The following is a 12,926-nucleotide window of genomic DNA, read 5'->3' as shown; positions in this document are numbered from 1 at the left end:
GTTGTCCGCCGTGCCGCGGGTGCGCGGGGTGCGGGGGTCAGGAGAGGGTGAAGGCCACCGTGGCGTTGTTGCCGGATCCGCCGGTGCGGGTGCAGGTGCGGCCCGCGGGTGCGGTGCAGCTGTACGAATTGCTGCCGCTGTAGGGGTTGTTCCACTGGACCGTCACGTAGCCGCCGCCCTGGACCTGGTAGGTGGCATGGCCCTGGGTGCCCGTCAGGAATCCCTCGGACTCGCTCTGCCACGTACCGCGCTGGCCCGGCATGATGTTGACCGGCGGCAGCTGGTTGTCGCTCCAGATCCCGTGGGAGAGGCCCGCGTCCGCGCGGGCCAGCAGGCCGCCGGTGCTGTTGTTCAGGGTCACCTGGGTGCTGCGGGCCGCCTGGATCGAGACGGGGCCGGCGGCCGGCTCCGACGCGGCGAGGGTCCTGGGGCCGCCGCTGATGGTGAACTCCACCCCGGCGTTGTTCCCCGAACCGCCCCTGCGCTGGCAGGAGTAGCCGGACGGGACGTCGCAGCTGTAGGAGTTGCTGCCCGCGTACGGGTTGTTCCAGTGGATCTGGACCTGGCCGCCGGCGACAGCGAAGTTGGCGGACCCTTCGGTTCCGGTCAGGGCGCCGCAGGACTCGCTGGCCCAGCTGGTGGTCACCCCGGCCGGAATGTAGTCCACGGGCAGCTGTCCGTTGGTCCAGCACCCGTGGTCGAGGTTGGCCCACACCCGCTGCATGCCCTGGGCGGACTGGTTGCGTACGACCACGTTGGTGCTGCGCGCGGCGTTCACGGACACCGGGGCCTGGGCCGGGTCCGCCGGGGAGTCCGCCGCCTGGGCGGCCGGGGCCATGGCCAGCGCACCGGTGAGCAGCACGGCGGCCGTGAACAGCGAGCGCAGCCGGACGCGGGGGGCCGGGCGGCCGGAGGGGCGGTCGGAGGGGCGGGAGTCACGCGAGGAGAACATGGCGGAGCCAACTTTCGTGCAGGGTGACGGGGTTGAGGAGTGACGCCGGGGCGCAGGGCTCACGGGCAGGGAAGGTCACCGGTACCAGAGGACGTACTGCTGCTGGCGGACGTACTCGACGTAGTAGGTGACGGCCGTGGCGCTGAACACCATCAGGTTGCCCGCGAGTTCCGCGCCGGCGCGGTCCGTGTACTCGCCTCCCCACTGCCAGAACTGCGCGGCCTGCTCCGTCTGCGCGGAAGGCGCGGGGGCCGGGGCGGCAGGGGCGGCGGCGGCGGGCACGGCCGCGCCGGCCACCACGACGGCGCCGAGCAGCGCGAGGGCAAGGATGCGGACACGACTGCGGGAAGCAGCGGCGGACATGAGCGGTCCCTCTCTCCTACGGACCCCCCTGGACCGGGCGGTCGGTACGGGCACCACCCTGCCCGCGGGACTCAGGCCCGGGCATCGTGGAAATCCACGAACACGGCCCCGTTCCCGTCCAGTCGGGACGTGAGCTGGGTGCGGCGGGTCACGCCGAGCTTGCGGTAGGCGTGCGTCAGGTGGGTCTCCACGGTGCGGCGGGCCAGGTGGAGGGCCGCACAGATCTGCTCGTTGGTCTCGCCCCGGACCGCGAGCCGTACGATGCGCAGCTCGGCCTCGGTGAGTGCGGCGCCGCCCGTGGTCGCCGTCCGGGTCCGGCGGGCGGAGGCCGCGCGCAGGGCGTCCTGGGCCGCGCGCACGAGCCGTCCGGTGCCGGCCGCTGCGGCGTCCGCGGCCGCGTCCGCGGCGGCGGCGGCGGCGGAGCCGGCAGCGTCCCCGGTGGCGGATCCGGTGGCGGGGGCGGGGGTTTCGGGTTGCAGGAGCCGGAGCGCCAGCGCGTGGGCCTCGTCCAACAGGTCGCGGCCCTTGCGGCCGTTCCCGCCGGCGATCCGGGCGCTCCCCAGGTCGATGAGTGCCTCCACGAGTTCGACGGGTGCCCGGGCGGGCCGCAGCAGGGACACGGCCTCCTCCAGCAGCTCCCGTCCCGCCCGGGAGCCCGAGGCCGCGGCGCAGGCCCGCAGGGCGCGGCCCACCGTGCGCGGGGTGCCCCAGGCCCGGGCGTGGCCCAGTTCCTCCTCGGCGAGCTCGCGGGCGCGTGCCGGGCGGCCCAGCCGTACCAGGGCCAGGGCGGCGCCGGACCGCCAGGGGGTGGCGACCGGGCTGACGAAGTCACGGGCGTGCTGGCCCGAACCGCAGGCGAGGTGGTCGGCCAGGGATGCCTGCCAGTTCCCTTCGGCCGCGTGCAGCTGGGCCCGGGCGTAGCGCACCTCGTTCCATTCCCACGAGCTGCTCGCGCCCTGCCCGCCCAGGCCGTGCAGCACCTGCCGTGCCGCGCCGGGCCGGCCGAGCTCGCAGTGCGCCAGGGCCACCATGGATGCCACGTGCGGCATGCGGATGCCGTGGCCGGTGCACGCGTCGAGGAGCGGGGTGTTCTCCCGTACGAGCCGGTGGAAGGCGCCGGACATGAGCGCCGCTTCCGCCCGGATGCTGATCAGGCACTGGCGGCCGATGTCCGTCAGGTCGGGCAGCGCGGGCGCGGCGGGCAGGGAGGTGTCGACCAGGGCGCAGGCCTCGTCCAGCCGGTCGGCCCACTGGAGGAGGGTGGCCGCGCTGCCGAGCCAGCCCGTACGGATGGCCGGGTGGACGGGGGCCGACAGCCGGGGCAGTACCCGTTCGAGGACCTCGGCGGCCGAGAGTCGGCCCGCTCCCGCTTCGTACTCGGTGACCAGTCCGCAGGCCAGCGGCTCCAGCGAGGCGGGCGCGGATGCGGCGAGGTCGCGCATGGCGGCCACGGCGCCGCGCCATTCGGCGGCGTCGTGCGAGGCGATCAGGGCGGACACCGACTGCAGGACCCGCACCAGCTCCCCGCAGTCCGTGGCGGTGCTCTCCCGGTGCAGTACGCCGATGGCGGTCGTGGGACGGCCCCGGGCCACCAGGGCCGCGCCGAGGGCGGGGGCGATGGCGGCCCGTTCCTCGTCGCAGGCGAGCTCCAGGGCGGCGCGCAGCCGGCGGATCCCCGCGTCGGCGGAGTGCGGCAGCTCCAGCGCGCCGAGGCGCAGGGTGAGCCTGGCGCGCCGGTCGGGGGCGAGCGGTCCGGTCAGCGCGTGCCGCAGCAGGGGGACGGCGTCGGCGGTCCGCCCGGCCTGCAGGGTGTCCTCCGCCGCGTCCTCCAGCGATTGGAGCATCCACTCCTCGTCGGGGCTCTGCACGCGCAGCAGGTGGGCTGCGACGAGCCGTGCGGGGGCGCCGCGCTCGTCGAGCAGACCGGCGATCCGGGTGCGCAGGGAACGCAGTTCGGCGGGGTCGGCGACCGTCAGGGCCGCCTCGCGTGCCAGGGGTTCGGCGAAGAGGCGTACGGCCCAGGCCGCCCCGGGGGACTCGGCGGGCAGGCTCTGACAGGGGCGGGTCAGATCGGCGAGCAGGGTCCGGCCGAGCCGGCCGGCTCCGTCGCCGTCCCGGATGCTGCCGTCCTGGTCGCCGTCCCGGTCGCCGTGCCGGTCGGCCTCCTGCGGCGCGGGCTCGGCCGCGATGGAGAGCGCGAGGCAGACCTGTCGGGAGAGGGGGTCGGCGCGCGAGGTGAGCCAGTCGCCGATGGCGGCGCGGTAGTGCGGCGCCGCCGGGGCGGCGGCGGTCGGGGCGGCGGCGAGGTCGCGGAGCAGGGCGTGCAGCAGCACCGGGTGGCCTGCGGAGGCCCGTACGCACAGGTCCAGGACCCGGGCGTCGCCGGCATGGCCGTGGGCCCGCGCGAGCTGCTCGACGGCCGGGGCGCTGAGCGGTTCGAGGGTGGTGGCCGTACCCGTGGTCCCGTGCAGCGCGAGCGGGTCCGAACCCGAACGCTCGGTCAGGAGCAGCAGGACGGGTAAGTTGCCGAGCCTGCGTGCCAGATAGCCGATCCAGCGCCGCGAGGCGTGGTCGGCCAGGTGCACGTCGTCGACGGCCAGCAGGGCGGGCCGGTCGGCCACCCGCCGTGCCAGGTGGTCCAGCAGGCGGTGGAAGGTCCGCTGTTCGTCGGCGGCCGGCTGCTCCGCGAACGGGACGGCGTCCGCCTCGGGGAAGAGCTGGCGCAGGACCGCGAAGGGGAACCGGGACTCCTCGCGCGAGCACCGCAGGTGCACGGCGTCCATGGCCCCGCCCGCCGTCTCGCGCCGTACCGCCTCCTCCAGCAGTGCCGTACGGCCCATGCCGGGCAGGGCTCCCCACAGCAGCCAACGGCCTCTGCCGGCCCGGGCGGAGGCTCCCGCGGCCGCCGCCCCCGCCCACGCGTCATCCCGTTCGACCAGCAAGTTCCCCGCCACCCGTAACACCTCCGTCGTACTGTCGCCCCTGACCCGGGCTCCCTATGAATCATCGGCGGGCGGGTCGGGCGGGGAACCAGTGCTGTCGGCCATCCTCGAATCTGGCGAGATTCATGCAGACGGCACGTAATTCGGCCTCGCGGGATGCGGCTCGAACCCGCCGTGCGGCTCGGGGAATCGGGGCCTGTCGGTGGCAGGAGCGGTGCTTCCCCTAGACGGCCCACAACGAGTACCCGTTTCCCGGCCGGGCCGTGGACGGCCGACCGCCCGATCCGCGTTCCGTGATCGAGGGCACCGACCGGGCTGCGCCGGAGCACGCCTACGGAGCGGCGCAGGACACGCCGCTGCGCCTGGCCCGGCTCCTGGACGAGGACCCGGAGGTCCAGGCGGAAGCGCTGGGCATGCTGGACATGTCCGTCCTGCACCAGGGGTCCTTGTACGGCTCGACGGCGCCGGCCGCGCTGTACGTGGCCGGCGTGTTGAACGGGCCGCGCACGCCGGCCCGCCACGAGAGCCGCTTCCCCTGGGACGACCGGCGCCGGCCACTGCGCGCGGCCCTGCCGGAACGGCCGGGCCGGATCGCGGATTCGGCAGCCCGCGGAGAGACGACCGCGGCCGCGGTCCCGACCATCGGCGCCCGGGGCGAGGACACCACCGGCCGGCTCACCGACCCCGACCCCGCCGTCCGTGCCTGCGCCGCCCTGTCAGCGGGATGCGCGCAGCGCCATCAGGGCCCTCCTGGCCGGGCCGGGGTCGCGCCGGCAGGGGATCGGCCACTGCCGGGCACGGCCGCCGGGGCCCGGTCGTGCGCGGGCCGAAGTCACCATCCGGGCAGGTTGAGGCGGTACTCGGAGCGGGAGTCTCCGCGCAGGGAACCCGCCAGTTCGGCGACGTCCCGCGCCTGGGTGGCGGACAGGCGGCGGACCTCCCACAGCAGCGCCGCGGCGTCCACGGCCTCCGGGGCCGGAGGTGGCGGCGGCTCGGGCAGCAGGACGCCGGTCAGTGCGGCCAGTTCGCGGGCGTCGATCCCCAGCAGGGCGGCGAAGTCCACCACCAGGCGCGGTGTCAGCTCCTTGTGGCCGTCGCCGATCACGCCGTAGGTGGGTGCCGACAGGTATGTGGGCGTCACGACCGCCAGGGTGTGTGCCAGGCCCTTCCTGTTCAGATTGCGGTACTGGAACATGCGCATCAGCCACCCGCCCGGACCGTCCGCGAGCGGTGCGGACTCCGTCGGGGCGAAGGGCGAACGGCGCTCCTCCTGGGGCAGCGAGCGGACGAGCTGCAGGAGTTCACGTCTTCCCGCCGCCGGGAGGTGGACCGCGTCCATCACGATGTACGGAACCCGCGGGGCGGCCGTGACGTCCAACGGCGCCATGTCGTCCGGGACTTCCGCCCCCGCGAGGACGAACAGATCGGCGGCGTGGAGACCCAGCGCGGGCGCGAGCCGCCGGAGCAGCCCTTCGCCGGGGGTCTCCCGTGCCAGCACGGCTCGGACCTCGTCCGCGCTCACCCCGGCGCGGTCGGCCAGCTCCTGGACACCGACCTGCCTTCGGTCCAGTAACCGCCCCAGCATCGCACCGAATTCGAAAGGCTCCTTCATGCCCTCAGGCTAGGCCGTCTCTTTCGGATCCTGCCGGCAGGATCCGGAAGAGACGGCCCGGCCAGCAGCGCGAGCGGGGCGGCACTGTGCTTGCGTGTTCGGCGCCTTCGGTGCGTCACCCGCGTGCGGTCAGCGGCCGGGGTGGTGCGGGCGGCGGCCGAGGGGCAGGAGGTACTGCAGGGGCTGGTCCGGGTCGTGGAGTCCGAGCAGTTCGTGGGCCAGGTCGTCGTGGAAGCCGCCCAGCGGGGTTCCGCCCAGGCCCAGCGCCGACGCCGTGAGGAGCAGGGTCTGGGCCAGGTGGCCGGTCTCCAGCAGGGCCAGGCGCAGTGCGCGCAGGCCGTAGCGGCGGCGCAGCAGGCCGAGGTCGGCGTAGAGGGCGAGGAGTACCGGTGCCTGTTCGATGCCGATCCAGTCCGGGTCGGTGGAGGGGCGCGAGAGGTAGGTCGACAGGGCGGTGATGTCCTGCAGCGGTGCCAACGGGCCGATGCGGCGCAGGGTCCGGCGCTCGGGGACGCAGTCGTAGGTGCCGGCCGGGAGCCCGGCCACGTCGAGGACGAGGAGGCGGACGCGTGCCGTGTGGAGGGCGCCCGCGCTGGGGTAGGGGCGGTGGGTCAGGGTACGGGTCGTGCCGTCGGCGAGGTGCTGTTCGCTGCGGCCGCCCTCGGCGAGGGAGTGCCACAGCAGGGCGCCGAGGGTGCCGGTGTCGAGCGGGCCGGTGAGGGCGCCGCGGAGTGAGGAGCGGGCTGCCAGGACGGCGGCCAGGGGCACCTCGGGCAACGGATCGGCGGGGAGCGGGATTTCGGTGGCCGTGGCCGTGGCCGGGTGGTGGGGGGCGGCCGGGGCGTGGGGGCGCAGTGCCGAGTCCTCGCCGCGGCCGATCTGGAACTTGCTGCGTTCCAGGTACTGCAGGTCGGGGGCGGTGTGGCCCGGCGGGAAGAACCCGGCCGGTGCGTCGTCGGTCTCCAGCAGGGTGCGGGCGGCCAGCCGGCACACGGCCCGTTCCTCGTCGGGGCTCACGCCCAGCCGGTTGAACAGCATGTGCAGCTGCGAGCCCCAGATCCCGGCGCGGGTCCGCTCCCCCGGGCCTTCGAGCAGTGCGTCGGCCTCCCGGACCTGTTCGGCCCAGCGGGCCAGCCAGGGCGCTGCCGTGCCCGCCCGGAGGCGGTCGCGCAGGTCCGCGGCGCGCCCGCCGAGGGCGGTGCGCTGGGCCGCGTGGACGGTGTTGACGCGGGTGTGGACGGCGGCGGCGGGCAGCAGCGGCACCTCGGTGACCCAGCGCCAGCCCGCCGCGTGGGCGCGCAGCCAGCGGGCGGCGGCGAGCCGGTCCATGCCGAGCGCGTACGCCGTGGTGTGCGCCAGGTCCGCGGCCGCGGTGAGCCGGGACGCGGCCGTGCTGCCGGCGGGCAGGGCCCGCAGTACGTCGAGGGCGGTGCGGGTGGAGGCGCCGAAGACGGCTTCGGCTACGGGCAGGGCCTGCGGTCCGCCGTAGCGCCGGGTTTCGGGCAGGTAGGGCACGGCGCGGATCTCTCCGTGCCGGGAGGGCCAGGGGCCGGGTACGGCGGGCACCTGCCGCGCCGCCCGGGCCAGCAGGCCGGGGGGTTCGGGGAGTTCGGGGAGCTGTGCGGTGGTGCGGACACGGATCCGTACGTGGGGGCCGTCCTCCCCGTAGCGGATGAAGAACCAGTCGGTGGCCTTGCCGGCGGCCACGAGGCCGTCGAGGAGCGGGGCCGCGTCGCGGAGCAGGAAGCGGTCGGTGTCCTCGGTGGTGGAGTGCAGGAAGAGGTGGTGGCTCTGCCAGGTGCCGGCGGCGGTGCCCGTGCCGCTGTCGGTGCCGTTGTCGGTGTCGGTGTCGGTCGTCGTCACGTCGTCCGGTCCTCGTCGTCGCAGGTCGGGTCAGGGGAAGGGGTGCGGGTGCAGGGGCAGTTCCTCGTGGCGCCCGGGCCGGCCGGTCCGGCCCAGGCGGTGGGGCACCTCCAGCAGCCGGGGCAGGCCGAGGGTGCGCCGGTTGACGTGTCCGAAGGTCATCGGGAGTGCGCCGGGGACGACGGTCTTCACGCAGTGCAGGCCGAACCGCTCGCGCAGTCCCGGCTCGCTCTGGTCGACGGTGATCACCTCCAGTCCGGCCCGGGCCAGCCGGCCGACGGTCCGCGTCAGGAGTCCGGAGAGGTCGGGTACCGGTGCGGGGGCGCCGGGCCATGCCTCGACGGCCGGTACGGGCGGGGTGTCGGCGAAGAGGAACTCCAGGCGGGGGGCGGCCTCGGGCAGGGTGCTGAGTCCGACGTGGTCGTCCAGGGTGAGTACGAGTTCCGGGCGCTCCAGCAGGGGCCGCAGCCGCTCGGGATCGCGCGGCCCTCCCTCGGCGAAGGAGCGGTGCGGTGCCTCCAGCACGTTGGTGACGGCCTCGGCGACGGCGGAGCGGATGGCGGCGCGCGGGTCGTGGTGGGCGCCGGCCGCGAGGAACATCCGCGGCGCGTGCGGGTGGCCGCCCTCGTAGCGGCAGACCGCCAGGACGGCCGGGATGCCGAAGTCGTTGGTGGCGTCCAGGAGGAGGAGCCGGTAGCCGGCGGCGGCCGCCCGGTCCGCGAGCAGCAGGGTGTCGGTGTCGTCGGCCGGCGGGCGGACGCGGCGCAGCGGGGTGGCCGCGTACCAGGCCATGAGGAAGGCGTCGCGCTCGGCGACCTCGAACAGCCCGTACAGGGCGGCTTCTTCGGGGCTGTTGCCGAGTCCGCAGCCGTTGGAGGACTCGTACACCACGCGCGGCCGGTCCGGGCCGGGGACGTCCCAGTAGGCGACGTGCTCGGGGACCGCGGTGGGCCTGCGGTGGGTGAGGGACCAGCCGTGCACCCAGTGGAGCGGCAGGTCCGGGGTGTAGGGGACGGTGGGCGAGCCGGGGTGGCCGTGGTGGGCGGGGTCGGGCAGGCCGAGCCGTTCGGGGTCCAGTGCGCGGCCCGGGCCCAGTTCGGCGAAGGAGGCCAGCAGGTCGGTGCGGCGGCCGGTCGGGCGCATGCCGGCGTACCGTTCGACGGCCTCGAAGAGGGCGATGCGCTCGCTGTCGGCGAAGGTGCGGGCCCGGCCGTATCCGCCGTCGTCGACGGACCGGCCGTCCGTGACGACCGCGCTGGTGAGGCTGTACGCGGAGTCCTCGGAGCGGCGCAGCAGCCGCACCGGGCCGAACCGCTCGTCGTGGAGGGCGGCCCGCAGTGCGGCTGCGGTCGTACGGGGGTTGGGGGCGCGCAGGACGGCCGGGTCGGGCAGCGGGCGCGGCCCGGAGGGCAGCGGGCGGAGCCGGGCCTCGGTGTCGGGCGGCAGCGGGTGGCACACGTGGCAGCCGCCGACGGGGCGGACGCGGTGGGTGGACCAGGTGCCGCGGCCCTGGTGGACGATGTGCACGACGGCCGAGCCCGGGTCGGGGTCGGGGTCCGGGTGGTCGAGGAGCTCCTGTACGAGGGCCTCGAGGGCCGGGGTCAGGGCGGGTGAGGGCACTCCGGCAAGGGTCAGCTTCGGGCTCTGCCACGGGACCCGGCCGCCCGCGGTGGCCAGGCGCTGGTACTCGGTGCAGGCCAGGCAGGCCGAGCCGCCCGGCCGGAGCACCGGTCCGACCACCGCCAGCGCGCCGTCGAAGCGCACCGGGACCAGGGCCACGGGGCGGCTCAGGGCGTGGCGGCTCAGTTCTTCGGCGAGGCCGAGCGTCCAGCGGGTCAGCAGGACCGCGGCGGGGCCGGTGGTGGCCGCCAGGGCGGCGTCGGCGTCCAGCACGGGGACGGGACCCGGACCGGCAACGGCAACGTCAGCGGGTGCGGCGCCGGTGGCGGTGGCGGTGGCGGGGCCGGTGGCGGGGCCGGTGGCGGTGGCGGTGGCGGTGGCGGGGCCGGTCATCGGGCCTCCTCGGCGGTGCGCAGCACGGTGAAGCCGAAGGAGCGCAGCAGACCGGCGGGTTCGGGGTCCGGCGCGACCGGGGTGAGGGCGGCGGCGGGGCCGGTTGCGGACAGCCGGTGCAGGGTGTGCTGGAAGGCCTCCTCGCGCTCGGCCAGGTCGGCGAGCCAGCCTCCGGTCCAGCCGAGGTCCTCCCAGGCGGCGGTGCGGGCACCGGCCGCCGCCAGCGGGGCGGCCGCGCCGCCGGAGGGCCGGGGCAGGCCGGCGGGTTCGGGGTCCGGTGCGGTGGTGCAGACGGCGGTGACGGCGGCCAGCGCGGCGAAGGAGGCGGCGTCGCCGGGCGTCGCCTCGACGGCCTCGCCGAGCACCGGGCCCGGCTCGCGCCCCGGGCCGGCCGGGGTGCGGCGGACCACGGCCCGGTAGGCCTGCGCGCGGGGGGCCGCCCGGTGCACCTCCAGTCGCGCGGTGGTGCCGAGGCGTTCGGTCAGGGTCGTCCACCAGTGGCGGAGCTGCGGGTGGCCGGACCACCGGGCCGGGTCCACCGCGGTGCGGCCGGCCGGGTCGGCCGCGGCGAGGCGGCGTGCGGTGGCGTGGCGCAGGGCGCGGCCGCGGGCGTGCCCCGGGTCGGCTCCGACGGTGAACGCGGCGTCCCCGAGCAGGAGTTCGGCGGCGCGGCAGAACAGTTCCAGGCGGGCCAGGTCGAGGCGGGGTCCGCCGCCGGTCAGCGTGCGGGGCGTTGCGGTGTGCGCCTTCCCGGTGGCGGGGCCGGGCAGCGTGCAGGTGGCGAGGGGCACCGGGAGTTGGGGCAGGTCCCCCGGCAGCGGCCCGGGCAGGGGTCCGCAGCGGTGCTCCCCGAGTGCGGCGATCCGCTGCAGCGCCTCGCCGAGCCCGGCCGGGGGTGCGAGGCGGACGCGGCGGTCCGCGTCGATCCGCTCGGGTCCGAGCCAGCTGTGGTGGTCGGCGCGCGCGGGGCGGGCGTCGGCGAGGAGGACGGCGGGGATCCCGGGGAGCAGCCGCGGGTCGTCGCCCTCGGTGGCCGGGTCGGGCAGTCCGGCGGCCGCGCACAGCAGCCGGTGCGCGGCGGCGCCGGCCAGCAGTGCGGTGAACGCGCCCGGGACCGCGCGGGATTGCAGCACGGTACCGTCCCCGGCGTCGGCGTCGGCGTCGGCGAGCCGGGTGGCCAGGGCCGCCGCGTCGGCGCGCGCCTGGGCGGCGCTGCCGGGGGCGGTCACGTACCCGGTTCGGCCGACCGCTCCGGCGGCGACCGCCCGGTCCCGGCCGGCGGCATCGCGGACGGTCAGCAGGACCCGCTCCCCCGGCAGGCCCGGGTCGGGGGTGCGGGTGACGGGCAGACCGCCGGCCCGCAGCGCCCGTACGGCGGCGGTGGCGGGCGGGGAGGCGGGGTCGCGGGCCAGGACCTCGGCGCGGGCGGTGGCGAGGGCGGTGGCCGCGTCGGCGGGGCGCCCGGCCGTGGCGTCGATCCACCGTGCGACGGCGGGGTCCGCCGCAGGGTGCCCGGCGGCTGCGGGCGGGCCGGGGACGAGGAGGTCGTGGGCGGCGAGTTGGCCGACGAGGGTGTCGACGGCGGTGCGGACGGCCGAGCCCGGCTCCAGGCCGTCCCGGAACTCCGCGAGGCGGCCGGAGCGCAGGGGTTCCTCCAGCAGGCCCCACACCACCGGAACGGCGGTGCTGCCTTCCAGGGTGACGCTGCCGCGCCGGCCCCGCAGGTGCAGCCCGGCGCGCAGCGGGGTGACGGCGGTGCCGGGGCGCAGCCGGTCGCCGCCGTCCGTGCCGCGGCCGCTGCCGGTGCGGGCGCCGGTCATGTCCGGGCCTGTCATGTCCGGGCCGGTCATGTCCGGGCCTCCACCGCGTCGATGACGGCGCCGATCTCGGTGCGCCAGTCGCATCCGGTCAGGGCGGGCACGGCACGGACGACCAGGTGCGCGGCGAGGTAGCGCTCCAGCGGGCGGACGTCGCAGACGGTCAGCAGCCGGTACAGGGCGTTGGTGCAGGCCCGGTGGACGAGGTAGTCGGGACGGCTCCACATCGTGCCCTGCGGGTCGGCGCGGCGCAGCAGTCGGTGGAATTCGCTGTAGCGGGTGCGGATGTCCTGGTTCCAGCGCTCGTGCGCGGCGGCATCCCCGGTGGCGGCTGCCCGGACGCGGTAGGCGAGGGGGTCTCCGTGCAGGTCGGCGCCGGCGTCGTGGCGCTCCTGCGCGAGCCGCCAGGCGCCCTGCGAGAAGCCGGCCCAGGACTGTTCCCAGTCGTCCGTGCGCCCGTCGGCGATACGTCCGACGAGGGCGGTCACGGTGTCCCCGGCATGCTCCGCGTGCCGTTCGAAGGTGGCGCGCAGTCTTCCGTCCGGGTCGTCGTGGAGGAGGAAGTCCTCCAGGTGGGAGACGTAGGACCAGTGGCCGCCCGGCAGGCCGCCGGGGTGGGCGCAGGCGTGGGCGGCGAGGGCGGTCACCGCGAGGCGGAGCCGGGCCCGGTCGGTGTCCCCGTGCCGGCCGAGGAAGCCGGCGCCGGCCCGCAGGGCGTCCAGGCCGTTCCGCAGCAGGTCCTCCCGCAGGGCGGTCCCGTCCGCTCCGAGGAGACCGCGTACGGAGGACCGGTCGACGGGCTCGATCCGGACCGTGTTGTCGGGGTGGACCGGGCCGTGGGGCGGGGCGACGAGTTCGGCGCGCCCGGCCTCAGCGGCCCGTTCCAGGAGCTGGGCCTCGGTGAGGTCGCTGTGCGAGGGGTGCGTGTGCAGCCAGGCGCGGATGCGGCCGGCCGCGGCCGCGGCGGTGTCGGCCACCCGGGCGGGGTCGGTGTCCTGCAGGCGCAGCCGCAGGTGCGGGCCGTGCAGCCAGTGCCGTTCCACGTGGGCGGCGGTCCCGTCCGCGGCGGTGGCGGCGGCGAGCGGCAGCATCACCTCGCGCAGCAGGGGGGCCTTGACCGGGTGGTGGTAGTACGCGACGACGTCCAGCGCGCTGCTGTCGCACGGGTCGGCGCCTCCTGCGGGAGCGGGGGCTTGGGGGTCGGGGGTCGGCATGTCCGGCGTGCTCCTCTCCTGGTGCTGCGGGCCGGGCGGGCTCGGCCGGCCCGGCGGGCTCGGCGGGCTCGGCGGGCTCGGCGGGCTCGGCGGGCTCGGCGGGCTCGGCGGGCTCGGCGGGCTCGGCGTGCACGGGCGGCTCGGCGCGCT

8 protein-coding genes are annotated in these 12,926 nt (G+C 76.8%); all 8 read right to left on the bottom strand.

Annotated elements, in window-relative coordinates; genetic code table 11:
* Positions 1 to 37 precede the first annotated feature (37 nt).
* Positions 38 to 952: a Crystal protein ET79 gene (locus ACWGE1_RS35630; protein WP_453424610.1), complete on the bottom strand. Its 915-nt coding sequence runs from the start codon at positions 950 to 952 to the stop codon at positions 38 to 40.
* 75 nt (positions 953 to 1,027) lie between these two features.
* Positions 1,028 to 1,315, bottom strand: a complete 288-nt coding sequence (locus ACWGE1_RS35625; RefSeq protein ID WP_453424609.1) for a hypothetical protein — start codon at positions 1,313 to 1,315, stop codon at positions 1,028 to 1,030.
* A 71-nt stretch (positions 1,316 to 1,386) separates the two neighbouring features.
* On the bottom strand, positions 1,387 to 4,269 hold the full coding sequence (locus tag ACWGE1_RS35620; protein ID WP_453424608.1) for a LuxR C-terminal-related transcriptional regulator: 2,883 nt from the start codon (positions 4,267 to 4,269) through the stop codon (positions 1,387 to 1,389).
* 820 nt (positions 4,270 to 5,089) lie between these two features.
* The gene (locus ACWGE1_RS35615) at positions 5,090 to 5,869 is read right to left on the bottom strand and encodes a hypothetical protein (RefSeq protein WP_453424607.1); all 780 of its coding nucleotides are present in this window, start codon (positions 5,867 to 5,869) and stop codon (positions 5,090 to 5,092) included.
* Between the two features lie 129 nt (positions 5,870 to 5,998).
* Positions 5,999 to 7,732: a thiopeptide-type bacteriocin biosynthesis protein gene (locus ACWGE1_RS35610; RefSeq protein WP_453424606.1), complete on the bottom strand. Its 1,734-nt coding sequence runs from the start codon at positions 7,730 to 7,732 to the stop codon at positions 5,999 to 6,001.
* Between the two features lie 30 nt (positions 7,733 to 7,762).
* Complete coding sequence (locus ACWGE1_RS35605; RefSeq protein ID WP_453424605.1) at positions 7,763 to 9,745, bottom strand: TOMM precursor leader peptide-binding protein; 1,983 nt, start codon at positions 9,743 to 9,745, stop codon at positions 7,763 to 7,765.
* On the bottom strand, positions 9,742 to 11,595 hold the full coding sequence (locus ACWGE1_RS35600; protein WP_453424604.1) for a hypothetical protein: 1,854 nt from the start codon (positions 11,593 to 11,595) through the stop codon (positions 9,742 to 9,744). The genes ACWGE1_RS35605 and ACWGE1_RS35600 overlap by 4 nt, the downstream gene beginning before the upstream one ends.
* Positions 11,592 to 12,776, bottom strand: a complete 1,185-nt coding sequence (locus ACWGE1_RS35595) for a lantibiotic dehydratase C-terminal domain-containing protein (protein WP_453424603.1) — start codon at positions 12,774 to 12,776, stop codon at positions 11,592 to 11,594. Before ACWGE1_RS35595 ends, ACWGE1_RS35600 begins: the two co-directional genes overlap by 4 nt.
* Positions 12,777 to 12,926 lie beyond the last annotated feature (150 nt).

Source organism: Streptomyces sp. NPDC054932 (assembly GCF_053610205.1).
This window is presented reverse-complemented; position numbering and strand designations above follow the sequence as displayed.

Coding starts and splice junctions, on each gene's coding strand:
- ACWGE1_RS35630 (WP_453424610.1), bottom strand. CDS start 952: ATGTTCTCCTCGCGTGACTCCCGCCCCTCCGACCGCCCCTCCGGCCGC.
- ACWGE1_RS35600 (WP_453424604.1), bottom strand. CDS start 11,595: ATGACCGGCCCGGACATGACAGGCCCGGACATGACCGGCGCCCGCACC.
- ACWGE1_RS35595 (WP_453424603.1), bottom strand. CDS start 12,776: ATGCCGACCCCCGACCCCCAAGCCCCCGCTCCCGCAGGAGGCGCCGAC.
- ACWGE1_RS35625 (WP_453424609.1), bottom strand. CDS start 1,315: ATGTCCGCCGCTGCTTCCCGCAGTCGTGTCCGCATCCTTGCCCTCGCG.
- ACWGE1_RS35605 (WP_453424605.1), bottom strand. CDS start 9,745: ATGACCGGCCCCGCCACCGCCACCGCCACCGCCACCGGCCCCGCCACC.
- ACWGE1_RS35615 (WP_453424607.1), bottom strand. CDS start 5,869: ATGAAGGAGCCTTTCGAATTCGGTGCGATGCTGGGGCGGTTACTGGAC.